The organism is Pseudomonas caspiana (assembly GCF_040224095.2).
Taxonomy (GTDB): Bacteria; Pseudomonadota; Gammaproteobacteria; order Pseudomonadales; family Pseudomonadaceae; genus Aquipseudomonas; species Aquipseudomonas caspiana.
The window spans coordinates 5765969-5792320 of sequence record NZ_CP167995.1; the positions used below are offsets into that span (position 1 = coordinate 5765969).

Here is a 26352-nt window from a genome sequence, read left to right on the forward strand (position 1 = left end):
ACTCATAGTTGTTGCACGCTGACATCCGCCGCCAACATGTAACCACCGCCCCAAACAGTGCGCAGCAATTGCGGTTGTAACGGATCATCCACCAGCTTGCGACGCAGACGGCTGATCTGGCGGTCGATGGCGCGATCATAAACATCGCTGCCGGGACGCGCCGTCAGATCCAGTAGACGCTGGCGATCAAGGGTCTGATTGGGATGCCTCAGGAAAACCGTCAGCAGCCTGCTTTCAGCGGTGCTGAGCTGGACCTGAGCGCCATCAGCACGCAGCAACAATTCAGTCGCAGTGATGAAACTCAAACCGGCGAATTCGTAACGCTGCGCCGATGAAGCGCTCAATGCCTGATCGACGCTCACTGGCGTAGTGCGCCGACGCAACACACTGTTGATTCGGGCAACCAGTTCACGCGGCTCGAAGGGTTTGGTCACGTAATCATCCGCGCCCAGATCCAGCCCTTTGACCCGGTCAGCGGATGCGTCGCGAGCGGTCAGCAGAATCACCGGAATGTTGGCCCGGCGATGCAACATCCCGCACAGTTCAAAGCCGTCGCCATCCGGCAGCATCACATCCAGCACCACCACATCAAACGACTGCTGCTTGAGCAACTGCCACATCCCCGCCGCATCTTCAGCAGTGCGCACATCAAACGAATGGCGACGCAAATACACCGCCAACGGATCGCGGATCTTGCGGTGATCGTCGACCACCAGGATGCGTGGCGGCGAAGGGTTGGCGGTGGGTTCAGCGCTCATTTCGTTCCTGATAGTGCTGGGGCAGTCTGGGCTCTTGTAGGAGCTGCCGAAGGCTGCGATAGGGATAAATCTGACATGCCGCTATCGCAGCTTTGGGCAGCTCCTACAAAACCAAAATCCAGCACCGCATTTGCGGATGATTCCCATTAACGAGCAGCGATAATAGCCGATGTGCCAATGTCCGGCACTTATTTGCAACGCTGCCGGCCTCCTGTGGTCCATGCCACTCCCCATGGATATGGAAAAATATGTGTCCGCACACGCCAGCGGCCCATCAAACCCCTGCCCGCTTCATGTCTGAATCGCCTCTGGGCACGCTTTGAATCGCAATAACAGGAAGACCAATGCTTGAACTCGTTGCTGCTTTTATCTGCCTCACCTCGCTGCTCACCTATGTGAACTTTCGTTTCATCGGCCTGCCGCCTACCATCGGCGTGATGGTCACTGCGCTGATGTTTTCGCTGATTCTGCAAGGCCTGAGTTTCCTCGGCTTCCCCGGTCTCGAAGAGCGTGTGCAACAGTTGATCAGCCAAATCGATTTCGGCGATTTGCTGATGAACTGGATGCTGTCGTTCCTGCTGTTTGCGGGCGCGTTGCACGTCAATCTGACGGACCTGAAAAGTTACCGCTGGCCCATCGGCTTGCTGGCAACCTTCGGCGTGTTGATTGCCACCACCGTGATCGGCACCTTGGCCTACTGGATCTTTGGCTGGTTCGGCTGGCACGTCAGTTTCTTGTACTGCCTGCTGTTCGGCGCACTGATCTCCCCGACCGACCCCATCGCGGTGCTCGGCGTACTGCGTACCGCCAATGCCTCCAAACCGTTGAAAACCACTATTGTCGGCGAGTCGCTGTTCAACGACGGCACCGCTGTTGTGGTGTTCACCGTGTTGCTGGGCATTGCGCAACTGGGTGAAACCCCGACGGTCGGCGAAACCGCCATGCTGTTTGTCCACGAAGCTATCGGTGGCGTGCTGTTCGGCGGCCTGATCGGTTATGCCGTGTACCTGATGATCAAGAGCATCGAGCAGTATCAGATCGAAGTGATGCTGACCCTGGCGCTGGTGATTGGCGGTTCGGCCATGTCCACCGAGCTGCATGTATCAGGCCCGATTGCGATGGTTGTCGCCGGTCTGATCATCGGCAACCTGGGCCGTAATCTGGCGATGAACGACATGACCCGTCGCTACATGGACGGCTTCTGGGAATTGCTCGATGACATGCTCAACGCGCTGCTGTTTGCGTTGATCGGCATGGAGCTGTTGCTGCTGCCATTCTCGTGGTCGCACATGCTAGCAGCAGGCTTGCTGGCGGCGGCGATTCTGCTGTCGCGGTTCGTCACCGTTGCACCGGCCATCCTGCTGCTGCGTCGCTGGCGCACCGTGCCAAAAGGCACGATCCGCATCCTGACCTGGGGTGGTTTGCGTGGCGGTGTATCCGTCGCACTGGCGCTGGCCTTGCCACTGGGGCCGGAGCGCGACTTGCTGCTGAGCATCACCTACATCGTGGTGTTGTCCTCGATCCTGTTGCAGGGATTGAGCATTGGCAAGCTGGTCAAGGCGGTTACCCGCGATCAGCCGACCGAGCAAAATACCGCTCACTGAGTCGCGACTGCTGTCATGCGTGACTCGATTGGCTAAGATGCCACGACCGCCAGCCCGTGCTGGCGGTTTTACCGAGGCTCAGGAGCACGCATGTCCAGCAAAGAGGAGATCGCCGTCGTTGGCGGCACACCAATGATTCCCGATCAGCGTCGGGAGTTGATGCTGCGTCAGTTGCGCAAGCACCAGGTACTCAGCGTGCACCAGTTGGTGGAAATGTTCGATTGCTCGCACATGACCATCCGCCGCGACATTGCCTTGCTGGAACAGGAAGGCCGGGCCTATTCGGTCACCGGTGGCGTGCGCATCGCCAGCCAGTTGCACAGCGAACCCAGCCATCAATCCAAAGCCGTGGTCGAGCTGCCGCAAAAGCAGGGCATGGCGCGACTGGCTGCCGGTTTGTTGCATGACGACATGACGATTTACCTGGATGCAGGCACCAGCACTCTGGAAATTGTCCCGCACATCGCGGCGCTGTCGGGCATGACCGTGGTGACCAACGACTTCGGTATCGTCAACGCACTCGCTGACGCAACCCATGTGGATGTGATCCACACCGGCGGCCTGCTTGATCACCCCAACCGATCCTGCGTTGGCGGTCTTGCTGCCGCGACGTTGCGCCAACTCGCGACTGATATCGCGTTCATGTCCACCAGCTCCTGGGATTTGCAGCGCGGCACGACTACGCCGTCGGCGCTCAAAGTCGAAGTCAAACAGGCGGCCATGCAGTCCGCCTCGCAAACCGTGCTGGTAGCAACCAGCTCCAAATACGGCACCTTCGGCATGTACAAGATCGCTGCGCTGGAACAGTTCGACATCATCATCAGCGACGCTGCCCTGGCTGAAGCTGCGGCGGACGGTATCCGCAAGCACCGGGTCGAATTGCTGCTAGCGCCAGCGTCCGGACAGCGCTGAATCATGGTTATCCGCTCACTGCTGGCCGCCCTGGCCCTGCTGAGTGGAAACGCCCACGCATCGATGCGCTGCAACAGCGCCTTGATCAACGAAGGTGACTTGGCGGTGGAGGTGCTGCGCAAATGCGGTCCGCCTGCCGAGCGCCAGATCACTCCGCCTGCACTGGCCGGCAATGGCCAGCTGAAACACGGCGCTGTCACAGTCGAAACCTGGGTCTACGGGCCAGAGAACGGCATGTACCGCAACCTGCGGTTCATCGACGGCAGGCTGGTTGAGATCAGAAGCAGGAAATAGCCCCCCTGACGTGCTCCTGATCTGTGGGAGCAGAGCTTGCTCGCGATAAGGGCGATGCGATCCAAAGCGAACCGCGTCCAGCCTTATCGCGAGCAAGCTCTGCTCCCACAGATGTGAATATATGTTAAGGATAAATAATACTTCACATTATTCGCTCACTGATTCACTATCGGATTCACAGATCAGAACAATTCCGACCGATTGCTGGCAGTGACGAGCATCGGCAACCATCCGAGGAAGACAGCATGACTAACAAGAATGTCGGCGTTATTGGCTTGGGTGCGATGGGTTTGGGCATTGCCCGCTCGTTGCTGCGCAGTGGTTTCAATGTGCATGCGTGTGATGTCCGCACCAGCGTCACCGAGCAGTTCGCCACCGAAGGCGGCGTTGCCTGCGCCTCCCCTGCCGCCATGGCAGCCGCTTGTGATGTGATCATCACCGTTGTGGTCAACGCTGAGCAGACCGAAACCGTATTGTTCGGTGAGAACGGTGCCATTGCAGCACTGCGTCCTGGCAGCCTGGTTATCGGTTGCGCCACCGTCGCGCCGACCTTCGCAGTCGAGCTGGGTCAACGTCTGGCCGATAAAGGCCTGCTGTACCTCGATGCCCCGATCTCCGGCGGCGCAGCCAAAGCGGCCGCAGGCCAGATGACCATGATGACCTCCGGCCCGGCTGAATCCTACGCCAAGGCTCAGGCCATTCTCGATGGCATGGCGGGCAAGGTTTATCGCCTGGGCGACGTTCACGGCCTGGGTTCCAAAGTCAAAATCATTAACCAGCTCCTGGCCGGTGTTCACATCGCAGCCAGCGCCGAAGCCATGGCGTTGGGCCTGCGTGAAGGTGTCGACGCCGACGCTCTTTACGAAGTGATCACCAACAGCGCGGGCAACTCGTGGATGTTCGAGAACCGTGTGCCGCATATCCTTAACGCTGATTACACGCCGCTGTCGGCTGTGGATATCTTCGTCAAGGATCTGGGCCTGGTACTGGATACCGCTCGCACCAGTAAGTTCCCGCTGCCGCTTTCGGCCACTGCACACCAGATGTTCATGCAGGCTTCCAGCGCCGGTTACGGTCGTGAAGATGACTCCGCCGTGATCAAGATTTTCCCGGGCATCGAATTGCCGAAAGCCAAGCCAGAACAAGCTTAAGGGGCAACCGATGAGTAATTCTCCTGTGCGCCCGTTGCTGGGCTGCATCGCCGACGATTTCACCGGCGCAACCGATCTGGCCAACATGCTCGTACGCGGCGGCATGCGCACCGTGCAAAGCATTGGTATTCCGACGGCTGAAATGGCGGCGGATCTCGACGCCGACGCGATCGTCATTGCCTTGAAATCACGCACTACGCCTGCCGCCGAAGCCGTCGAGGAATCCCTCGCTGCACTGCAATGGCTGCGCGAGCGTGGCTGCGAGCAGATCTTCTTCAAGTACTGCTCGACCTTCGACTCCACCGCTGCGGGCAACATCGGTCAGGTCAGCGAAGCACTGCTGAAAAAACTCGGCAGCGATTTCACCCTGGCGTGTCCGGCGTTCCCGGAAAACGGTCGCACGATCTTCCGCGGCCACTTGTTCGTTCAGGACCAGTTACTGAATGAATGCGGCATGCAGCATCACCCACTGACGCCGATGACCGACGCCAATCTGGTGCGTGTGCTGCAATCGCAAACCCAGCAGAAAGTCGGTCTGCTGCGCTACGACAGCATCGCCAAAGGTGTTGGCGGCGTGCGCAGCAAAATTGCCGAGTTGCGCGCTGACGGCGTGAGCATGGCGATTGCCGATGCGCTGTCCGATGCCGATCTCTACACCTTGGGCGAAGCCTGTGCCGACCTGCCATTGCTGACCGGTGGTTCGGGCCTGGCCCTGGGCTTGCCGGGCAACTTCCGCAAGGCGGGCAAATTGCGTGACATCGACGCTGCCAGACTTGAGCCGGTTGTGGGTGGTGAAGTCGTGTTGGCAGGTAGCGCTTCGGTCGCCACCAACGGTCAGGTCGCGGCCTGGCTTGAAGCCAATCGCCCTGCCCTGCGCATCAATCCATTGGAGTTGGCCGCTGGTCGTCCGGTGGTTGAGCAGGCGCTGGAGTTCGCCCGCAAAGCAGGCGAAACCGTGCTGATCTACGCCACCAGCTCGCCAGATGAAGTCAAAGCCGTACAACAGCAACTGGGCGTTGAACGCGCAGGCGCGCTGGTTGAAGACGCGCTGGGGCAAATCGCGAAAGGTTTGCTCAATGCTGGCGTGCGCCGCTTCGTGGTCGCGGGCGGTGAAACCTCCGGCGCTGTGGTTCAGGCGTTGGGCGTGCAACTGCTGAAGATCGGCGCGCAGATTGATCCAGGCGTTCCGGCCACCGTCAGCAGTGGCGCTCAACCGCTGGCATTGGCACTCAAGTCCGGCAACTTCGGTGGCCGTGACTTCTTCAGCAAAGCCCTAAAGCAGCTGGCGGGGGAAGCCTCATGAGTGCTGAAAACAAGCTTCGCGAAGAGATTTGCGACATTGGCAGGCTGCTGTATGGCCGCGGCTATACCGTTGGCAGCGCGGGAAATATCAGCGCACGGCTCGATGACGGCTGGCTGATCACGCCGACTGACGCCTGCCTGGGTCGCCTCGATCCGAACGAAATCGCCAAGGTCAATCTGGCCGGTGAATGGGTGTCGGGCAGCAAACCTTCGAAGACCCTCGCGCTGCATCGCGAGGTCTACGACCGCAATCCAGGTGTGGGCGGTGTGGTGCATACCCACTCCACCCATCTGGTTGCGCTGACCCTGGCGGGCGTCTGGCAGGAGGACAACATCCTGCCGCCACTGACGCCTTATCAGGTGATGAAAGTCGGGCAGATTCCACTCATTGGTTATGAGCGTCCCGGCTCGCCGAAAGTCGCCCAGCGCGTCGCGCAACTGGCCAACAGTGTGCGCGGCGTGATGCTCGAACGGCTCGGACCGGTTATCTGGGAAAGCTCGGTTGCCAAGGCCGCCTACGCCCTTGAAGAACTGGAAGAAACCGCTCGACTCTGGTTGATGACCCACCCCAAACCCGCTCCGCTCGACCAGGCTGCACTGGACGAGTTGCGCGAGGTTTTTGGGGCCAAGTGGTAGTTCAAGGCATTTGATTGAGGGCTGTTCAGCGGCCTTCGACAAGACCCGGCCCAGCCGGAAAACAATAACAATGGGACTTTAAAGTATGACGCCACTAATGCTGATGTTGATCGCGGGCGCGGGCATTGCGCTGCTGCTGTTCCTGGTCCTCAAGTACAAATTCCAGCCGTTCGTGGCGTTGATGCTGGTGAGCATCATTGTCGCGCTGGTCGCGGGTGTGAAACCGGCTGATCTGGTTGCCACCATCGAAGGCGGCATGGGCAAAACCCTCGGTCACATCGCGATCATCATTGCCCTGGGCGCGATGATCGGACGCATCATCGAGTTGTCCGGTGGCGCTGAAGCATTGGCGAAAACCCTGATCAATCGTTTCGGCAACCGGCGTACACCGCTGGCGCTGACCGTTGCCGGTTTTATCGTCGGTATTCCGGTGTTCTTCGAAGTGGGCGTGATCATCCTCATGCCACTGGCCTACGGCGTGGCCCGTGCGGCGCGCAAACCACTGCTGCTGTTCGCCTTGCCGATGTGTGCGGCATTGCTTGCGGTGCATGCGTTCCTGCCACCTCATCCAGGTGCTGTCGCTGCGGCCAGCCAACTGGGTGCGGATCTTGGCCGCGTACTGATGTTCGGTATCCCGATGGTGGCGGTATTGAGCCTGATCGGTTACTTCATTGCGGGTCGCATGACGCGCAAGTTCTACCCGATGACTGACGATATCCGCGCCGAGGTTTACGGCCCGCACATCTCCAACGCGGATCTGCAAGCCTGGCATAACGGCGACTACTCCAACACCAGCAGCGAATCGACGCATTCGAACAAGCCGGGTCTGGAAGAAAGCGCCAGCAGTCTTGCCGCATCGCTGCCACCCGCTCCGGCGCCAGGTTTTGGTCTGATCATCGCGCTGATCCTGCTGCCGATCGTATTGATTCTGCTCGGTACGCTGGCCACCACCATGCTGCCTGTCGATTCGACGCTACGCAGTGTTCTGACTGTGTTGGGCGCGCCGCTGGTTGCGCTGCTGATCGACACCCTGCTCTGTGCATGGTTGCTGGGTACTCGTCGTGGCTGGAGCCGCACTCAGGTGTCTGACGTGATCGGCTCGGCATTGCCAGGCGTGGCCATGGTGATCCTGATCGCCGGTGCCGGTGGCGTGTTCGGCAAAGTGCTGGTAGATACCGGTATTGGCGCTGTCGTTTCCGAAGCATTGCGCACCACCGGCCTGCCGGTTCTGGCGCTGGGCTTCCTGCTGACCCTGCTGCTGCGTGCCGTGCAAGGTTCCACCACCGTTGCACTGGTGACCACGGCCGGTATTCTCAGCCCGCTGATCGTGACCCTGAACCTGACTCCCAACCACCTGGCGCTGCTGTGCCTGGCCATGGGCGGTGGCGGTCTGGCAATGTCGCACATCAACGACGCTGGTTACTGGATGTTCACCAAACTGGCTGGCCTTAATGTCGCCGACGGTCTGCGCACCTGGACTGTGCTGGTTACTATCCTCGGCACCCTGGGTTTCCTTGCGACCCTGGTGATCTGGCCATTCGTCTGATCTAACAAGACTGGAGCTCACATGCCTCGTTTCGCTGCCAACCTCAGCATGCTCTACCCGCAACATGATTTTCTCGAGCGCTTCAGCGCAGCGGCCGCCGATGGTTTCGGCGCCGTCGAGTATCTGTTTCCGTACGACTACAGCACTCAGGAGCTCAAGCAGCGCCTGAGTGACAACGGACTGGTGCAAGCGCTGTTCAATGCACCGCCGGGTGACTGGGCAGCAGGCGAACGAGGCATTGCTTCTTTGCCAGGGCGTGAAGAAGAGTTCCGCACAGGCATCGCCCGCGCGCTGGAATACGCCGACGTGCTGGGCAACGACCGGATTCACGTGATGGCGGGGTTGCTGCCCAGTGAAGAGTTGCGTGAACGCCATCAGGCGGTATACCTGGAAAACCTCGGCTACGCGGCTGAACAAGCTGCCAAGGTCGGCATTACGGTACTGATCGAGCCGATCAATACCCGTGACATGCCGGGGTTCTTTCTGAATCGTCAGGATCAGGCGCAAGCCATCTGCAAGGAAGTTGGCGCGGCCAACCTCAAGGTGCAGTTCGACTTCTATCATTGCCAGATCGTCGAAGGCGATGTGATCTCCAAACTGCGTCGTGATTTTGCTGGCGTCGGTCATATCCAGATCGCTGGCGTGCCGGATCGTCACGAACCGAATCTGGGCGAGCTGAACTACCACTGGCTGTTCGAAGAAATCGATCGCCTGGGTTACACCGGCTGGATTGGCTGCGAATACCGGCCAAAGGGCGACACCAGCACTGGCCTGCAATGGCTGCGCGATTGGCAGAGCCTCAAGCGCTGATTAAAGTGGGCCGTGGCAACACAGACTGAACAGTGACACCTCATAAAAATAAAAAGAGGAACTGAACATGCGAGGATTCAAAAGTGGCCTGTGCGCTGCGCTATTGATCGTAGCGCAGACGGGCATGGCCTATGCGGCAAGCGTTCCAGCAGCAGTGGAAGGTTTATGGATGGCCCCCAGCTTCACCTTCCACACCGGTGAAAAACTGGACAACCTGCGGATGAGCTACATCACCGTGGGCGATCCGAAGAACCCGGCGGTGCTCTTTCTGCACGGCACCAATCGACCAGCCAGCGACATGCTAGGCAAGGATTTCGGGGGTGAGCTGTTTGGTCCAGGTCAACCTCTGGACGCCAGCAAGTACTACATCATCGCGCCCGACGGCATCGGCGTCGGCAAGTCGAGCAAGCCGTCTGACGGTTTGCGCATGAAATTCCCCGCCTATAACTATGACGACATGGTCGAGGCGCAACATCGTCTGCTGACCGAAGGGATGGGCATCAAGCATCTGCGGCTGGTCATGGGCAACTCCATGGGTGGCATGCAGACCTGGATGTGGGGCCAGAAATGGCCAGACATGATGGACGCGCTGGTACCGATGGCCTCGCAGCCTACTGCAATGTCGGCGCGCAACTGGATCATGCGGCGCATGCTGATCGAATCCATCAAGCAGGACCCGGCCTGGAACGAGGGCAATTACACCAGCCCGCCGCCCTCGCTTCGTCTGGCCAACGTGATGTTTGGCTTCGGCACCAGCGGCGGCACCCTTGCTTATCAGGCCCTGGCGCCTACAAGAGCGCAGGCAGACAAACTGGTTGATGAACGGCTGGCAGCGCCGCTGCCGGGGGACGCCAACGACTTCATCTACCAATGGCAGTCTTCTGCGGACTACGATGCCGCGCCGAAGCTCTCGGCAATCAAAGCGCCGGTGCTGGCAATCAACAGTGCAGACGACGAGCGCAATCCGCCCGAGACCGGGACGATGCAAAAATCACTCGCCCAGTTGAAAAATGCGCGTCTGGTATTGATTCCTGCCAGCGCTGAAACCCGCGGGCACGGTACGACTAATATGGCTCGCTTCTATGCCGAACCGCTTGGCGAGTTCATGAAGGCAACAGCGCGTCCTTAACCACGCGGTCTCAGGTAGGAGCCAACTTGTTGGCGAGGCATCGGCCCTGTGAAAACAGTAATATTCTCTCGCGAACAAGTTCGCTCCTACCGGGTTTGGGTCGCAGGTAATCAGCCGTCGATCGCCTCTTCCTTGAACTGATCTTTCACGTAGGTGATTTCGGTCTTGCCGTGCGGTGCGGGCAAGCCGTCTTCGCCCAGGTTGACGAAGACCATCTTTTCAACCGTCAGGATGCTCTTGCGGGTGATCTTGTTGCGCACCTGGCACGTGAGAGTAATCGAGGTACGGCCAAATTCGGTGGCGGTAATACCTAACTCGATGATGTCGCCCTGACGTGAAGCGCTGACAAAGTTGATCTCGGAAATGTACTTGGTCACCACGCGCTGGTTGCCCAACTGCACGATGGCGTAAATCGCCGCTTCCTCATCGATCCAGCGCAACAGGCTGCCACCGAACAGGGTGCCGTTGGGGTTAAGATCTTCAGGTTTCACCCACTTGCGAGTGTGGAAATTCATGCTTGCTCCTGACGTCTGCCGATTGATGCGGGTAATCATGGCAGACACGGCGGGTATCAGCACAGTCATCGCTCCCTATCGAATCCATAGGGTAGCGGCACCGTCCATCCGGTCCCCGGTATTTTTTGGACAACGGACTGAAGTTGACTCGGCAGCCGCCGATAGAAAACCTTGGGAAGATGAGCCAGCTTGGCTATAATCCCCACCGTTTCAAAACGGTCATCTTCACTTGATACCGTTCCCGCCACCTGTCCGAGGGGCGCTGCAGCAGGTTTTCCTGTCAGGCTCGGATGGGGCGTTGTTCGATCGGGTTGTCCCTGTCGAACCTTAAACGCACAACGGCGCCCATTCGCACACTACGAATGGAGACTCTTTAATGAGTGCAGTAATCACGCCCGCAGATTTTTCCGACTACAAAGTAGCCGACATGTCCCTGGCTGCCTGGGGCCGTCGCGAAACCATCATCGCTGAATCCGAAATGCCTGCCCTGATGGGCCTGCGCCGCAAATACGCTGGCGAGCAACCACTCAAGGGCGCGAAGATTCTCGGCTGCATCCACATGACCATTCAGACTGCCGTTCTGATCGAAACCCTGGTTGCCCTGGGTGCCGAAGTTCGCTGGTCGTCCTGCAACATTTTCTCCACTCAAGACCAGGCTGCTGCTGCCATTGCTGCTGCCGGTATTCCTGTGTTCGCCTGGAAAGGCGAAACCGAAGAAGAATACGAGTGGTGCCTGGAGCAAACCATCCTGAAAGATGGCGCGCCTTGGGATGCCAACATGATCCTCGACGACGGCGGCGACCTGACCGAGCTGCTGCACAAGAAATATCCGGCCATTCTGGACCGAGTTCACGGCGTGACCGAAGAAACCACCACTGGCGTTCACCGCCTGCTGGACATGCTGGCCAAAGGCGAGCTGAAAATCCCGGCCATCAACGTCAACGACTCGGTGACCAAGAGCAAGAACGACAACAAATACGGCTGCCGTCACAGCCTGAACGACGCCATCAAGCGTGGTACTGACCACCTGCTGTCGGGCAAGCAAGCACTGGTTATCGGTTATGGCGACGTGGGCAAGGGCTCGGCTCAATCCCTGCGTCAGGAAGGCATGATCGTTAAAATCACCGAAGTCGACCCGATCTGCGCCATGCAAGCTTGCATGGACGGTTTCGAGCTGGTTTCGCCGTTCATCAACGGTGAAAACGACGGCACCGAAGCAAGCATCGACAAAGCCTTGCTGGGCAAGATCGACCTGATCGTGACCACCACTGGTAACGTCAACGTTTGCGACTCGAACATGCTCAAAGCGCTGAAAAAACGCGCTGTGGTCTGCAACATCGGTCACTTCGACAACGAAATCGACACCGCTTTCATGCGCAAGAACTGGGCATGGGAAGAAGTGAAGCCGCAAGTACACAAGATCCACCGTACCGGCCCTGGCGCATTCGATGCCCAGAACGACGACTACCTGATCCTGCTGGCCGAAGGCCGTCTGGTTAACCTGGGCAACGCCACAGGTCACCCAAGCCGCATCATGGACGGCTCGTTCGCCAACCAGGTTCTGGCGCAGATCTTCCTGTTCGGTCAGAAGTACGCCGATCTGTCCCCGGAGCAAAAAGCCGAGCGTCTGACCGTCGAAGTACTGCCGAAGAAACTCGACGAAGAAGTGGCTCTGGAAATGGTTCGCGGCTTCGGCGGCGTTGTGACCAAACTGACCAAGACCCAGGCCGACTACATCGGCGTGACCGTTGACGGTCCGTTCAAGCCGCACGCTTACCGTTACTGATTGATTGAGCGGGTGCCCGCAATTATTGCGGACACTCGCTCATCGAAACGGCAGCCACCCTGTAGGAGTGAGCTTGCTCGCGATAGCGTCAGGTTAGTAGACATCTGCATCAACTGACCTGACGCTATCGCGAGCAAGCTCACTCCTACAGGGGGCAGCGTTAGGCTTTCGAATTCCCAAGGTTACCGACCATGTCCCAAGACCGCAGCTTCAGCTTCGAATTCTTCCCGACGAAGACCGAGGCTGGCCATGAAAAGCTTCTGAACGTTGCTCGTCAGATAGCCAGCTACAACCCCGCTTTCTTCTCCTGCACTTACGGTGCCGGTGGTTCCACGCGCGACGGTACGATCAACACCGTCATGCAGTTACAAAACGAAATTCAAGTACCGTCCGCACCGCATCTGTCCTGCGTTGGCGACAGCAAGGACGACCTGCGCGGCCTGCTGAACCAGTACAAGGAAGCCGGCATCAAGCGTATCGTTGCCCTGCGTGGCGACCTGCCTTCCGGTATGGGCGTGGCCAGCGGCGAGCTGCGTTATGCCAGCGATCTGGTTTCGTTCATTCGTGAAGAAACAGGCAGCCATTTTCACATCGAAGTCGCGGCTTATCCTGAAATGCACCCTCAGGCGCGTAACTTCGACGACGACGTGAAGAACTTCGTGCACAAGGCCCAGGCCGGTGCCGACAGTGCAATCACCCAGTATTTTTTCAACGCCGACAGCTACTTCCATTTCCTGGAACGCGTACAGAAGAAAGGCGTCAACCTGCCAATCGTGCCGGGCATCATGCCGATCACCAACTACAGCAAGCTGGCGCGTTTCTCCGATGCCTGCGGCGCGGAAATCCCGCGCTGGATCCGCAAACAACTGGAAGCCTATGGCGACGACGTGCAAAGCATTCAGGCGTTTGGCGAACAGGTCATCACCGAGATGTGCGAACGTCTGCTGCAAGGTGGCGCGCCGGGGCTGCATTTCTACACCTTGAACCAGGCCGAACCGAGCCTGGCCATCTGGAACAACTTGAAGCTGCCGCGTTAAGCGACACGGTTGCACGGCTGGCAGGTTTCACGCATTGTGACCTGCCGGCGCTTCCAGAAAATCGAAGCATTCAGTCGGTATCGACACCGTTGAGCAGCAGGAAAGCAGCGCTTGGCGTTTGCTCTGTTATACTCCGGCCTTCCCGCCAGGCTTACGCCCGGATGCTCGGTCTTGTTTCAGGCTCCTCGATCACGCCAATAGCGCATCTTCGTTAATTGCGCAGCGTCACGAGATGCCCTGAAGGCCCAGCAGGACCGGACGGGACTGCGTTCTCCAAAGCTTGAACGAAAACACCGAGCCGCGATCACCCTGTTCCCCGAACAGCATGGTCGACGCTCTGGCAGTTTCGACGAAGCCTGAACGCCATTCGCGCCAGGCAAGACTTCCCTTTGAGCATAAGCTCTAACTAAAACAGGATTACTCATGTCCTTTGCTTCCCTCGGTCTCTCCGAGGCTCTAGTTCGCGCCATCGAGGCAGCGGGCTATACCCAGCCTACTCCGGTGCAACAGCGGGCCATTCCCGCCGTGTTGCAAGGTCGCGACCTGATGGTTGCCGCCCAGACAGGTACTGGTAAAACCGGTGGTTTCGCCCTTCCGATTCTGGAGCGGTTGTTTCCCAACGGTCACCCGGACAAATCCCAGCGTCACGGCCCACGCCAACCGCGTGTACTGGTCCTGACCCCGACCCGCGAACTCGCCGCCCAGGTGCATGACAGCTTCAAGCTGTACGCCCGCGACCTTAAGTTCGTCAGCGCCTGCATCTTTGGCGGCGTGGGCACGAACCCTCAGGTTCAAGCCATGGCCCGTGGCGTAGACGTGCTGGTAGCCTGCCCTGGCCGCCTGCTCGATCTGTGTGGTCAAGGCAGTGTCGATCTGTCCCACGTTGAAATCCTCGTGCTCGATGAAGCCGACCGGATGCTCGACATGGGCTTCGTCCATGACGTGAAGAAAGTGCTCGCACGTCTGCCCGCCAAGCGCCAGAACCTGCTGTTCTCGGCAACATTTTCCAACGACATCACGGCGTTGGCAGGCAAGCTGCTGCACAACCCGGAGCGCATCGAAGTCACGCCACCGAACACCACGGTCGAGCGTATCGAGCAACGCGTGTTCCGCCTGCCAGCCAATCATAAGCGTTCGCTACTCGCGCACTTGATCACTCAAGGTGCGTGGGAGCAGGTGCTGGTCTTCACTCGTACCAAGCACGGTGCAAACCGTCTGGCCGAGTACCTGGACAAACACGGCCTGAGTGCCGTGGCAATCCACGGCAACAAGAGCCAGAACGCCCGCACCAAAGCTCTGGCCGACTTCAAGGCCGGTGACGTACGCATCATGGTGGCAACCGATATCGCCGCTCGCGGCCTGGATATCGACCAACTGCCGCACGTGGTCAACTTCGAGCTGCCGAACGTAGACGAAGATTATGTGCACCGCATCGGCCGTACTGGCCGTGCAGGTCGTAACGGCGAAGCGATTTCGCTGGTAGCTCCGGACGAAGAAAAGCTGCTGAAAAGCATCGAGCGCATGACCAAACAGAAGATTGCCGACGGCGATCTGATGGGCTTTGACATGTCTGCCGTTGAAGCCGAGAAGCCTGAAGTTCGCGAGCGTCCGGATGTGCGTAACCCGCGCAATTCGCGCGGTCCGCGTGGCGATGGCCCGAACGGTGGTGGCGGTGGCGGCGGTCGTAAAGACAAAGGCAAAGATAAGGGCAAGGAAAAACCGGCGGCTGCCGCTGCTGGCGAACGTCCGGCCCGCAAGCCGCGTGATCAGCAAAAGCCTCGTGACGGCGCACCTGCGCGTGAACAACGCTCTTCTACTCCTCGCGCAACTGCCGCGCCGCGTCCTGCTTCAGATCGTGCCCCGGACGAGTTTCTGGATGACGAAGTGGATAACTTCGGCAACCGCGCTGATTACGTCAGCCCGTACCAGAACAAGAACCAGGGTCGTGGTCGTCGCCCAGGCGCTCCATCCACTGGTGCCGGCGCAGCGACAGGTGCAGCGCCTGCCGCACGCGGCCCTCGCCCAAGCGGTCCGCGCAGCGGCGGCGCAACAACTGGCACGCCGCCAGCCAAGCGCAACGGTCCACGCAACGGTGCTCCGCGCGATGGTCAGGCTCGTCGTGACGAGAACCCGCGCAACCGTCGTCCGGCACGCGATGACTCAGCCCGCCAGGAACCGGCAGTTCGCGGTCCTCGTGACAGCCAGAGCCAGCCGCAACCGAAAATCATGCACAAAGAGTCGAAAAGCGATCGCTTCCCGTCCGCTGAACAACTCGACCAACTACCAAGCCGCCCACGCGGTGAAAAACCAGCACTGCTGACCCGCAACCGCGAAGGTTAAACAAAGCTGGAACAAAAAACGCCCCGACTGGTTCGGGGCGTTTTTGTGTGTGGCTGTCAGGTTTCTGGGGGAGCTTCTATGTTGGCCTGCAAGCCTGCTCATGTGCCTTTGACCTCTTAGGCCTCTGTGGGAGCTGAGCTTGCTCGCGATGAAGCTGGACGCGATTTAAAGTGAACTGCGTCCGGCCTTATCGCGAGCAAGCTCGGCTCCCACAGGGAAATGCAATCCTGCAGGCAGAACAGGGTATACCCGCCAAACCCAGACGATGAAGCGGTCAAGCGAACTACGTATTTGTGTGTTTGCCGTAAGACAGCGCCGTGCCCTAAAGACGATCACACACAAAAACGCCGACCCTGAGGTCGGCGTTTTTGATTAACCGGAAAAGCTTACTTGGCTTGAACGCCTTCGAAGCTGATTTCCAGGTCCAGAGTTTGCGAGGTAGGACCTGGGCCTTTGATGCCGAAGTCGTTCAGGTTAAGCGTCGAAGTACCGTTGAAGCCGGCACGGTAGCCGCCCCATGGATCCTTGCCTTCGCCGTTGAACGTAGCCTTGATCACGATCGGCTTGGTCACGCCGTGCAGGGTCAGGTCGCCGGTCACGTCAGCGGTTTTCTCGCCGGTAGACTTAACAGCGGTAGAGACGAACTTGGCTTCCGGGAATTTGCCGGCGTCCAGGAAGTCTTTGCTCAGGATGTGCTTGTCACGCTCAGCGTGGTTAGTGAACAGGCTGGCAGTTTTCAGCTCAACGTCGATTTTGCTCGCTTCTGGCTTGGCAGCGTCAAAACTGAACTTACCGCTCCAGTCCTTGAACGTACCGTGAATGAAGCTGTAACCCAGGTGGCTGATTTTGAAGTCAACGAAAGCGTGCTGGCCTTCTTTGTCGATGGTGTAATCAGCGGCCATCGCCTGACCGGCGGACAACAGTGCGGTACCAAGAGCCAGAGCGGCGAGAGTCTTCTTCAACATGCTTTTATTCCCGTTTTGGTTGAACAATTAAGCGCGACCCAGCATACGCTTGAGGGTCACATCGCGATCAATGAAGTGGTGTTTCAGTGCAGCAAGACCGTGCAGCCCTGCGAAGACAACCAATACCCAAGCGAGGTACAGGTGAATCCAGCCTGCGGTTTCTGCCTGTTCAGGCAGACCACTGACCAGCGCAGGTATTTCAAACAGACCAAATACCGGGATCCCCACGCCGTCGGCGGTGGAAATGAGGTAACCGGCGAACATCACAGCAAACAGACCGACATACAAAAACATGTGCCCAACGTGCGCACCGATCCGCGTCCACTTGCCATAGCTGGCCAGAGACGGCGGCGGCGGGCTGAGCAAGCGCCAGACGATGCGGAACAACATGAAGGCGAATAACGTGATGCCAATGCTCTTGTGCAGATCAGGTCCGGCTTTACGCCACGTGTCGTAATAATCCAGACCTACCATCCACAGCCCTAGCGCGAACAAACCAAACACTGCAACAGCAACGCCCCAGTGCAGCACCATGCTGACCAGACCGTAGCGAGAGGATGAGTTGCGTAACTGCATTGCCATTACCCTGTAGGAATTGATGCCAGACTAGCTTTTTATCTATCGAATGAAAGCGCAAAATTTTGCTTTGAAGCATCGAATAATACGATTGTTACGTTTTTCGTATATTCCATCTTTGCCTCGATTGGCGTAGCCAGCGGCTCTTGATAGATGAAAAAGCGATAACCAACGTAGTGCTCCGGCCCAGCATCGCCAGAATTCCTTCGTAACAAAACCTTGCCATGACCATCGGCTCATCAGTCACGATGAGCGGCACTGCCCGCCTCCTCCGCTTGCCCCTTACAGGACTTGGCAATTTTTCCAGCAAAGGGAATTAGCCTAGCAAAAGTCAATTTAATGACTAAATCTGCGTCCATTAAAATGACACCACTCAATGAAATCGCAACAAGTGACGTTATTCCGACGGATGGAAGCCTTAGGCCATTGTTGGCGGCCTGAATAAGGCTCAGCATCTTCTCAGGCCTACAAGGGATGAGCCTGTGCGTCTCTTGCCCGTGCCTGCCCCCCCATTACTGCAACCCGTCTTCAGACAGTAACGAGCACTGGCGCAGAACTTTTAGATCGCACTGATCAATGGAGCAACACCGCGATGATGACTGTCTATTTTGTCGTTATGACAATGTGCAGTGGTATGGAAGGCTGTGTGGAAGAGCGAAGGCCGGGAGACGCCTACGCATCCAGAGAAGAATGCATGACAACGGTGAGCGCCATAACGCGGCGCAAAGGCGTGAAGTACAAGTGCAAGAGCGAACCGCAGTGGGTTCTCAAAGAAGATCGCCGCGTTGACGGGATCAAAAGCTTTGTTACGAGTGGCGCCAAATAATCGGTTTCATTTTTTGTAGGCATTGCCTCCTTCCGCAAACACCGACCTGTAGGAGCTCACGAGCAGCGCGAGGCAGCGATAACGGTTTGCCTGAAACACCGCCATCGCTGCCTCGAGCTGCTCGTGAGCTCCTACAGGGGCTGTATTCACCGATGGCAACGCGACATCCATCCAAACAAAAAGGGCGCGATCTCACGATCGCGCCCTTTTCGCTTGCTACTGCAGTCCGATCAGTTTTTAGCTTCAGCGGCAGCTTTGGCTTTCGCCTTGGCAGCAGCGGCTTTCTTTTCAGCTTCGATCTGGGCTGGCGTTTTCGCAGGGGCCTTTTTCGCTGGCTCCTTGGCCTGAGTTTTCTTGGCAGGCTCAGCCTTCTTCACCGGCGCCTTTTTAGCGGGTTCGACCTTGGCAGGCTCGGCTTTGACCGGGGCAACGACAGGCGCGACCACTGGCGCTACAGGCTCTGGCGCCGGAGCGGGTGCTGGCTCAGGCGCCTTCTCTACAGGCTTGGCGACAGGCTCTTCAGCGCAGCCGAACCAGCACGAGAAGAAACCACCCTTCTCTTTAGCCTTGGTTTCGTCAGCCGCTTTGGCTGGCTCAGGCTTTTTGGCTTCAGCCTTGTCAGACGAACCGCCAAACAGGTTGCTGAAGAAACCACCTTCGTCTTTCTTCGTCGCAGCAGGTGCTGGCGCAGGGGCAATTTTGACCGGCTCGAACGACTTGCCAGCGGCCAGGTCTTGAACCTGACTGGCAGCACGTTGGCCTGTGCGCAAAGCGCCTTCAACTGTGCCAGGGTAGAGCGCGTCAGTGTGCTCACCGGCAAAGGCTACGCGCTGGATCGGCTTTTCCCACACACGCCAGAACTTACTGATCTGCCCTGGCCCGAATGCCAGGTACGAACCGCCCGTGGACGGGTCAACGCTGTAACGACGGATCTCGTAGCCGGTGTAAGCGCCGCGAGCCTGTGGATAAAACGTGTGCAGGCGGATCAGGACCTGATCCACCAGTTGCTTGTCGCCAAACGCTTGCATGATCCGTGCGTTATCGCCGGAAAGGTTGATCACCACATTGGCGCCGCCCTTGGTTGCAGGCTCGATCCAGAGCATGCCCAGACCGGTGTTGCTGAAAATCTCGCCAGACATGCGCGCCTTGCTTTCCCAAACAGGCGTCTTGAACTTGAGCATGATCTGGTCGCGCCAACCGTAGTTGGTGCTCTTGATTGCAGCCATGTGCTGGGCATCCAGCGCAGGCGTCATCTGAATCTTGCTCAACGCCCGCAGCGGTACAGCCAGCACCACGTAATCAGCGCTGTAACCGACTGCTCCCGCCTTGACCGTTACGCCGTCCTTTTCCTGGACGATGGCGGAAACGGGCGAGTTGGTCTTGATCGTTTTGATCTGCTTGGCGAAGGCTTCGGCCAACACTGCGCTACCACCTGGCAGCCGTGCTGCACGGCGGTCACGGTCGTCAACGTTGCGATAGACCCGCGATTGCTGCGCGAAGTACAGCAGCGACAAGCGCGACGGCTCGTCGTAGCGGGTACGAATTTCCTGGTTGATCAACTGGCGAGCGGTGGCTGGCAGGGTCAGACGATCCAGCCAGTTCGCGACGTTGATCTGATCCAGCGCAAACAGGGTGCTGTTCGACGCAGGGCTTTCCGGGTTGTCGATGGAGCGCGCCAGGTTGTCGAGGGTTTCCTCGTAACGCTTAATCGCCTCGGCAGTCGCCGGTTGCTTGAGCGCCAGATCGGCCTTGCTGAAATACACCCCATCAATGAGGTAGCCCGGCGTACGGACGAACTCCGGCGCAGGCACGGTGGTCAGCTTGAAGCGGTCCAGATACTGGTTCAGCGCTGGCTGAGCCTTGCTGTTGCCGACCCATTCGCTGGTAGCCAGACCCGAGCGGCCGCCCAGGCTTGGCTTGGCTTCCAGCAGCGTGACTTGCCAGCCTTTGGCTTGCAGCTCGTACGCCGCTGTCAGGCCTGCAAGCCCACCGCCGACCACGATCGCAGTCTTTTGTTTTTCATTAGCGAGCGCCGAAACGCTGACCAGCCCAACTAAAACGAGCGCACAGGCGCGCAGCCAACCAGAAAGCATTCAGCAGACTCCGAAAAAAGCAGGGGGAGGTTTCGGTAGATGACGCTTGATACGCCACAGAGGCGCGAAGGATACGCCAGCCGCAGCAGGCCTGCCAGTGATGTCCATCGAGCGCCTGCCAAACATCAAACGCCGCTTGAAATGGAATACATGACTGTAGGAGCGACCGGGGCTCGGTTTGTTGCACTAAAGGTTGTTCCACGGCCGGGCATTGCATAGGCTTGCGCGATTGCTCGTCCTCGCATCATGCGAGTCGTTATCCGGAGAAAACCAATGGGCCTGAATGATCAGTGGATGCAACGCGACCTCAAGGTTCTGTGGCACCCCTGCACCCAGATGAAAGACCACGAAAGCCTGCCGCTGATTCCGATCAAGCGGGGTGAAGGCGTGTGGCTGGAAGACTTCGAAGGCAAACGCTACCTGGACGCTGTCAGTTCCTGGTGGGTCAATGTGTTTGGCCACGCCAACCCGCGCATCAACCAGCGCATCAAGGATCAGGTCGACCAGTTGGAGCATGTGATCCTTGCAGGCTTCAGTCATCAGCCGGTGATCGAGCTGTCCGAGCGCCTGGTCAAGTTGACACCCGAAGGCCTGACTCGCTGCTTCTATGCCGATAACGGTTCGTCCTGCATCGAAGTCGCGCTGAAAATGAGCTTCCACTACTGGCTCAACCGCGGCCAGCCGAACAAGAAGCGCTTTGTCACCTTGACCAACAGCTACCACGGCGAAACCATGGCAGCGATGTCAGTGGGCGATGTGCCGTTGTTCACCGAAACCTATAAAGCGCTGCTGATGGACACCATCAAGGTGCCAAGCCCGGATTGCTACCATCGCCCCGAAGGCATGGGCTGGGAAGAACACTCGCGCAACATGTTCGCCGCCATGGAGCACGCGCTGGCTGAAAACCACGCCACCGTTGCAGCCGTCATCGTTGAGCCTTTGATTCAGGGCGCGGGCGGTATGCGCATGTATCACCCGGTATACCTCAAGCTGCTGCGTGAGGCTTGTGATCGCTACGGCGTGCATTTGATTCATGATGAAATCGCCGTGGGTTTCGGCCGTACCGGGACGATGTTTGCCTGCGAGCAAGCTGGCATCCGCCCGGACTTCCTGTGTCTGTCCAAGGCTCTGACGGGCGGGTATCTGCCATTAGCGGCGGTGTTGACCACCGACGACGTTTACGACGCGTTCTACGATGATTACCCGACGCTTCGCGCCTTCCTGCATTCGCACAGCTACACCGGCAACCCGCTGGCGTGCGCGGCGGCGTTGGCGACGCTGGATATCTTCGAGCAAGACAACGTCATCGAAAACAATAAAGCCCTGGCCCAGCGTATGGCGACGGCCACTGCGCATCTGGTGGATCATCCGCATGTCGCCGAGGTGCGCCAGACCGGCATGGCGCTGGCCATCGAGATGGTTCAGGACAAGGCCACCAAAACCGCTTATCCATGGCAGGAGCGCCGTGGCTTGCAGGTGTTTCAGCACGCACTGACGCGTGGCGCGTTATTGCGTCCGCTGGGCAGCGTAGTGTACTTCCTGCCGCCGTATGTGATCACACCGGAGCAGATCGACTTCCTCGCCAAAGTCGCGACTGAAGGCATCGACATCGCCACGCGTAAAAACATCAGCGTTGCCGTGAGAGAGAATTTTCATCCGGATTTTCGTGATCCGGGTTAGGTACTAATTATTGATTTTGAAATGCGCTCCCCCTGTAGGAGTGAGCTTGCTCGCGATGGCGGTCTGCCTGTCACCTGATATGTCGGAAGGAAAAACGCCATCGCGAGCAAGCTCACTCCTACAGAGGTCAAACCAAAATTTCAGAGACCCACCATGAGACTGTCACGCTTCTTTATCGACGCCACCCTGAGCCTCGGTGAACACGAACTGCCTGAAGCCCAGGCGCATTACATCGGGCGTGTGTTGCGTATGGCCGAAGGCGATGCGCTGCAAGTGTTCGATGGCTCAGGCCATGAGTTTCGCGGCACCTTGCTGGAAGTCGGCAAGAAACGCGTGCGCGCTCAGCTCGACGAAACCTTCCCCGGTCAGACCGAGTCGCCGTTGCGTATCCATCTCGGCCAGGGCTTGTCCCGTGGCGAGCGCATGGACTGGGCGATTCAGAAGGCTACCGAACTGGGTGTCACGGAGATTACTCCGATTGTCAGTGAGCGCTGCGAAGTGCGCCTCAAGGACGAACGCGCCGAGAAGCGTCAGGCCCATTGGCAGCAGATCGCGATCAGCGCCTGCGAACAATGTGGGCGCTCGGTGGTTCCAGTGATTCACCCGCCCATGCCGTTGACCGAATGGCTCAAGCGCAGCGATGCTGAACTCAAGCTCGTGCTACACCCGGTAGCAGAACCGCTGACCAGCCACAGCAAGCCAACCACCCTCGCCTTCCTGATCGGCCCGGAAGGCGGCTTGAACGACGCCGAAGTCGATCAAGCCCAGGACGCTGGCTTCCACGCCGCCCGCCTCGGTCCACGCGTGCTGCGCACCGAAACCGCACCCGTGGTTGCGCTGAGCGTGGCGCAGCAGTTGTGGGGGGATTTTTAACTACCCGAGCAATGCTCATTACTATCAAACAAAAATAACTACCTGATTTGGAATACCTTTCTGTAGGAGCTCACGAGCAACGCGAGGCAGCGATTGCGGTCTGTCTGATACACCGCGATCGCGGCCTCGCGGTGCTCCTGCGCTCCTACAGGTCCCCTGTTGTCTGTGCGACAGCGTGGTGTCAGGGACACCGGGGCGACTCCAATAGCAATTGCTGACTCAAACCGGCAACTCGGTTTTCCTGCGCCGGGCCTTGGCCGGTTCCGGTCTTGCGCAGGGCAAGAATTGCCCGCGTCCAGGCTGTCCAAGCGCCGCGCCGTCCCACACCACGTCGCCCCGTGAAAGGGTCAGCGCAGGCCAGGCCGTCAAGCGCATGCCCGCGTATGGTGTGTAATCCACGCGGTGGTGCAGGCGATCATTCTGCAACTCGAAATCCAGCCCTTCGTCCCAGATCACCAGATCCGCGTCGGCACCAATCGCGATGCTGCCTTTGCGCGGATACAAGCCATACAGCCGAGCAGCGTTAGTCGAGGTCAGCGCGACGAACTCCTGCTCCGTAATACGCCCGGTGCAGACGCCTTCAGACCAGAGCAACGCCATGCGCGTTTCAATGCCGGGGATGCCGTTGGCGACTTCCGAAAACGGCGCATGCTCCCCATGTGCGCGCTTGCCGTCAGGGCCTTCGTAGCGAAACGGAGCATGGTCCGAGGAGAACGCCTCAAACGAGCCATTCTGCAGGCCGTCCCAGATGACTTGCTGGTTCGCAGCGTCTCTCGGTGGCGGGCTGCAAATGCATTTGGCGCCTTCAAAACTGTCATCGCAGCCCAATGAGTCAGCGGTCAGAAACAGGTATTGCGGACAGGTCTCGGCATACACCTTCAAGCCATGGTCCTGCGCCCAGCGAATCTGCTCAATGGCTTCACGCCCCGAAACATGAACGATCAGAATCGGCACATCCACCAGTTCAGCCAAGGCAATCGCGCGGTGGGTGGCTTCGCGCTCCACCAACATCGGGCGCGATGTTGCGTGATAGCGCGGAGCACTCAACCCCGCCGCCAAAAGACGCTCCGTAAGCCAGGCAATACAATCGCTGTTTTCAGCGTGCAGCATGACCATCGCACCCTGAGCACGCGCAACAGACAACGTCTCAAGTATCTGCCGGTCATCCAGCTTCAGCGCGTCGTAGGTCATGTAGATCTTGAACGAGGTGTAACCCTCAGCGATCAGTTCAGGCAGCTCCCGGCGGAGAACATCTTCGGTGGGGTCCGTCACGATCAAATGGAAAGCGTAATCGATCAACGCCTTGCCATCCGCTCGCTGGTGATAATCATCGACAGCGGCGCGCAAGCTTTGCCCCTTCTGCTGGCAGGCGAACGGAATCACCGTCGTCGTGCCGCCGCAGGCCGCTGAACGGGTTCCGCTTTCGAAATCGTCAGCCATCACTGAGCCGTCGCCGGTGGGCTGATCCAGATGCACATGGCTGTCGATGCCGCCTGGCGTCACCGAACGCCCGGCAGCATCAATCTCCCGAGATGCGCCCGCAAGCCCCAGACCCAGCGCAACGATCAGCCCGTCGCGCACACCAATGTCACTGACAAAACTGTCCGCGGCCGTGATGACTTTGGCGTTGCGAATGACTAAATCAAAAGCCTGCATCGCGGTGCTCCTCAAGGTGGGTTTAGCTACGGCTCATCCAGGCCTTGGCAATCTGCTCGCGGGTCGCGAACCAGACGCCTTCGTGGCCTTGGGCATATTCGATGAATCGCTTGATCGCCCGCACGCGCCCCGGACGACCGACCATGCGCGGGTGCAAGCCCACCGACATCATGCGCAGGCCGTCGGCAGACTCCTCGTAGAGCACTTCGAAGCTTTCCTTCATGTACTCGAAAAAGTCCGAAGCCTGGGACAAGCCAGGCGAGTTCCAGTAACGGAAGTCATTCACGTCACTGGTGTAAGGGACGACCAAGTGCTGTTTGCCTTCAACGTCGACGTAGTACGGCAAGTCGTCGTTATAGGCATCGGAGTCGTAGAGAAAACCGCCCTCTTCGGCCACCAGACGCCGGGTTCGCACGCTTGCGCCGTAGCGGCAATACCAGCCAACGGGACGCTTGCCGCAGGTGCGCTCGAACGATTCCACGGCAAGACGAATGTGCTCACGCTCTTCGGCTTCGGTCAGGCGGAACACTTCCTCCCAGCGATAGCCGTGACTGCAGACTTCATGGCCCAGCGCGACGGCCGCCTTGGCAACGTCAGGGTTCTGCTCAAACGCCACCGCACAGGCGTGAAAGGTCGACGGCACGCCAGCTTTTTCGAGGATCTCCAGAATCCGCCAGATACCGACGCGCGAGCCGTATTCATACATCGATTCCATCGCCAGGTTGCGCACGCCATCAGGGAATTGGTAGCTGCCCCACTCGGTCATGCTTTCCTGATCGGGATCGCCCATTGCCAGCGAGCGCTCGGAGCCTTCTTCATAATTGATGACCAGACTGATTGCCAACCGCGCACCATTAGGCCAGGTGCCTTGAGGACGGTTTTGGCCGTAGCCGACCAGATCGCGAAGGGGTAAAGCCATATGAGCAATCTCCTGCACAGGCGCAGATGGTTGGGTTCGAACAGACCGCAAAGCCCGAGCTCAGCAGTCGATGTTTTTCAAAGCATCATGATCAGGGCCGCTCATCGACTGACCGTCGCGAAAAGCCAGGCCCATCGCCAGGGTCTGGGCCACGCAGAACGCCGCCGTCAGTGAGCGAAAACCCAATAGCTCCGCATCGTTGACTTCAATGATCACCGCCGCGTGCTGGCCGATCGGGCTGAGCAGGCTGTCGGTAATCGCCACGATAGGCGTACCTGCCGCCACCGCCTGCTGGCAGGCTTCTATGGTTTCCGGGGCATAAGGGGGGAAGCTCACGGCAACCAGAATGTCATCGCTGTGCAGCGCGCCGACTTGCTCGCGCAGCGAACCGCCGAGGCCACTGATGTGTACGGCGCGGCGGCCGACGCGACTCAGCGCATAACTCAGGTAACTGGCCATCGGGAATGACCGGCGCATGCCCACCACGAACGTAGTCCGTGCACATTGCAGCAAGGTAATGGCCTGCTCCAGCGCTTCGACCTGCTGACCTTCTGCCAGGTGTTCAAGAGACACGATGTTGGCCCGGCTGAACGCGGTCAGAATGGCACCCACATCGGTCGGATCTTCCAGTAGTTCCTCGCCTTGATAGTGGCGGATCCGCTCGCTGAAACTTGATGTACCCGCCTGCTGCAACGGTGCCTTGAACAATCGCTGCAAGTCGCTGAAACCGTTGAACCCCAGCGCCTTGGCCAGACGAATGAAAGCCGATGAAGCAATCCCCGAGCGTTCCGCCAGCGCAGCCACTGTGTTGAGCGCCACGTCATGGGGATGCTCGGTGAGGTAGCACGCCGCATCACGCATGCGTGCGGTCAAGCGATCCTGCTGCTCGACGATAGCCGCACGTAGCTCGGCAAGGGTTTGAGGTACTGCTGACATGGAAGGTC

At 58.8% G+C, this 26352-nt stretch carries 22 protein-coding genes and 1 riboswitch; of the genes, 14 read left to right on the top strand and 8 right to left on the bottom strand.

Annotated elements, in window-relative coordinates:
• Positions 1–2: 2 nt before the first annotated feature.
• Positions 3–758: a response regulator transcription factor gene (locus tag ABRP31_RS25990; protein ID WP_349973779.1), complete on the bottom strand. Its 756-nt coding sequence runs from the start codon at positions 756–758 to the stop codon at positions 3–5.
• A 344-nt stretch (positions 759–1102) separates the two neighbouring features.
• Here ABRP31_RS25990 and ABRP31_RS25995 point away from each other — a divergent pair, with 344 nt between their 5' ends.
• The 9 genes from ABRP31_RS25995 to ABRP31_RS26035 all read left to right on the top strand — a co-directional run bounded on the left by ABRP31_RS25995 (position 1103) and on the right by ABRP31_RS26035 (position 10142).
• The gene (locus ABRP31_RS25995; RefSeq protein WP_349973780.1) at positions 1103–2362 is read left to right on the top strand and encodes a sodium:proton antiporter; all 1260 of its coding nucleotides are present in this window, start codon (positions 1103–1105) and stop codon (positions 2360–2362) included.
• 90 nt (positions 2363–2452) lie between these two features.
• On the top strand, positions 2453–3274 hold the full coding sequence (locus tag ABRP31_RS26000) for a DeoR/GlpR family DNA-binding transcription regulator (protein WP_087265747.1): 822 nt from the start codon (positions 2453–2455) through the stop codon (positions 3272–3274).
• A gap of 3 nt (positions 3275–3277) precedes the next feature.
• On the top strand, positions 3278–3568 hold the full coding sequence (locus ABRP31_RS26005; protein ID WP_349973781.1) for a DUF2845 domain-containing protein: 291 nt from the start codon (positions 3278–3280) through the stop codon (positions 3566–3568).
• Positions 3569–3768: 200 nt separating this feature from the next.
• Positions 3769–4719 (top strand): L-threonate dehydrogenase, encoded by a 951-nt coding sequence (gene ltnD, locus ABRP31_RS26010; RefSeq protein ID WP_349973796.1) that lies wholly within the window; start codon positions 3769–3771, stop codon positions 4717–4719.
• Between the two features lie 10 nt (positions 4720–4729).
• Positions 4730–6022, top strand: a complete 1293-nt coding sequence (gene otnK, locus ABRP31_RS26015) for a 3-oxo-tetronate kinase (protein WP_349973782.1) — start codon at positions 4730–4732, stop codon at positions 6020–6022.
• Positions 6019–6657 (top strand): aldolase, encoded by a 639-nt coding sequence (locus ABRP31_RS26020; protein ID WP_349973784.1) that lies wholly within the window; start codon positions 6019–6021, stop codon positions 6655–6657. The genes otnK and ABRP31_RS26020 overlap by 4 nt, the downstream gene beginning before the upstream one ends.
• 85 nt (positions 6658–6742) lie before the next feature.
• Complete coding sequence (locus ABRP31_RS26025) at positions 6743–8203, top strand: SLC13 family permease (protein ID WP_349973785.1); 1461 nt, start codon at positions 6743–6745, stop codon at positions 8201–8203.
• 21 nt (positions 8204–8224) lie between these two features.
• Complete coding sequence (gene otnI / locus ABRP31_RS26030; RefSeq protein ID WP_349973786.1) at positions 8225–9013, top strand: 2-oxo-tetronate isomerase; 789 nt, start codon at positions 8225–8227, stop codon at positions 9011–9013.
• A gap of 67 nt (positions 9014–9080) precedes the next feature.
• On the top strand, positions 9081–10142 hold the full coding sequence (locus ABRP31_RS26035) for an alpha/beta fold hydrolase (protein WP_349973788.1): 1062 nt from the start codon (positions 9081–9083) through the stop codon (positions 10140–10142).
• A gap of 110 nt (positions 10143–10252) precedes the next feature.
• Here ABRP31_RS26035 and ABRP31_RS26040 read toward each other — a convergent pair whose 3' ends face one another.
• Positions 10253–10657: an acyl-CoA thioesterase gene (locus tag ABRP31_RS26040; protein ID WP_032625250.1), complete on the bottom strand. Its 405-nt coding sequence runs from the start codon at positions 10655–10657 to the stop codon at positions 10253–10255.
• A gap of 248 nt (positions 10658–10905) precedes the next feature.
• Positions 10906–11011: riboswitch (S-adenosyl-L-homocysteine riboswitch) on the top strand.
• A gap of 22 nt (positions 11012–11033) precedes the next feature.
• On the opposite strand from ABRP31_RS26040, the gene ahcY reads away from it, so the two are divergent.
• From ahcY to ABRP31_RS26055, 3 genes are all read left to right on the top strand, one after another.
• Positions 11034–12443, top strand: coding sequence for an adenosylhomocysteinase (ahcY, locus tag ABRP31_RS26045; protein WP_349973790.1), 1410 nt, complete (start codon positions 11034–11036; stop codon positions 12441–12443).
• A 191-nt stretch (positions 12444–12634) separates the two neighbouring features.
• The gene (gene metF, locus ABRP31_RS26050) at positions 12635–13480 is read left to right on the top strand and encodes a methylenetetrahydrofolate reductase [NAD(P)H] (RefSeq protein ID WP_087265727.1); all 846 of its coding nucleotides are present in this window, start codon (positions 12635–12637) and stop codon (positions 13478–13480) included.
• Between the two features lie 423 nt (positions 13481–13903).
• Positions 13904–15820, top strand: a complete 1917-nt coding sequence (locus tag ABRP31_RS26055) for a DEAD/DEAH box helicase (RefSeq protein ID WP_349973792.1) — start codon at positions 13904–13906, stop codon at positions 15818–15820.
• A 386-nt stretch (positions 15821–16206) separates the two neighbouring features.
• On the opposite strand, the gene ABRP31_RS26060 is transcribed toward ABRP31_RS26055, so the two are convergent.
• From ABRP31_RS26060 to ABRP31_RS26070, 3 genes are all read right to left on the bottom strand, one after another.
• Positions 16207–16785 (bottom strand): YceI family protein, encoded by a 579-nt coding sequence (locus tag ABRP31_RS26060; protein ID WP_087265723.1) that lies wholly within the window; start codon positions 16783–16785, stop codon positions 16207–16209.
• Positions 16786–16812: 27 nt separating this feature from the next.
• Complete coding sequence (locus tag ABRP31_RS26065; RefSeq protein ID WP_087265722.1) at positions 16813–17361, bottom strand: cytochrome b; 549 nt, start codon at positions 17359–17361, stop codon at positions 16813–16815.
• Positions 17362–18417: 1056 nt separating this feature from the next.
• Positions 18418–20280, bottom strand: a complete 1863-nt coding sequence (locus tag ABRP31_RS26070; RefSeq protein WP_349971125.1) for an FAD-dependent oxidoreductase — start codon at positions 20278–20280, stop codon at positions 18418–18420.
• Between the two features lie 273 nt (positions 20281–20553).
• Here ABRP31_RS26070 and ABRP31_RS26075 point away from each other — a divergent pair, with 273 nt between their 5' ends.
• Together ABRP31_RS26075 and ABRP31_RS26080 are read left to right on the top strand one after the other, a co-directional pair.
• A complete protein-coding gene (locus ABRP31_RS26075; protein WP_349971126.1) occupies positions 20554–21960 on the top strand; it encodes an adenosylmethionine--8-amino-7-oxononanoate transaminase in 1407 nt (468 codons plus the stop codon).
• A 153-nt stretch (positions 21961–22113) separates the two neighbouring features.
• Positions 22114–22833, top strand: coding sequence for a 16S rRNA (uracil(1498)-N(3))-methyltransferase (locus ABRP31_RS26080; RefSeq protein WP_349971127.1), 720 nt, complete (start codon positions 22114–22116; stop codon positions 22831–22833).
• 219 nt (positions 22834–23052) lie between these two features.
• On the opposite strand, the gene hydA is transcribed toward ABRP31_RS26080, so the two are convergent.
• Genes hydA through ABRP31_RS26095 form a run of 3 tightly spaced genes read right to left on the bottom strand, consistent with a single transcriptional unit; the run spans position 23053 to position 26344 of the window.
• The gene (gene hydA / locus ABRP31_RS26085) at positions 23053–24489 is read right to left on the bottom strand and encodes a dihydropyrimidinase (RefSeq protein ID WP_349971128.1); all 1437 of its coding nucleotides are present in this window, start codon (positions 24487–24489) and stop codon (positions 23053–23055) included.
• Positions 24490–24511: 22 nt separating this feature from the next.
• The gene (locus ABRP31_RS26090; protein WP_349971129.1) at positions 24512–25408 is read right to left on the bottom strand and encodes an allantoinase PuuE; all 897 of its coding nucleotides are present in this window, start codon (positions 25406–25408) and stop codon (positions 24512–24514) included.
• 60 nt (positions 25409–25468) lie between these two features.
• Positions 25469–26344 (bottom strand): MurR/RpiR family transcriptional regulator, encoded by an 876-nt coding sequence (locus ABRP31_RS26095; protein ID WP_349971130.1) that lies wholly within the window; start codon positions 26342–26344, stop codon positions 25469–25471.
• Positions 26345–26352 lie beyond the last annotated feature (8 nt).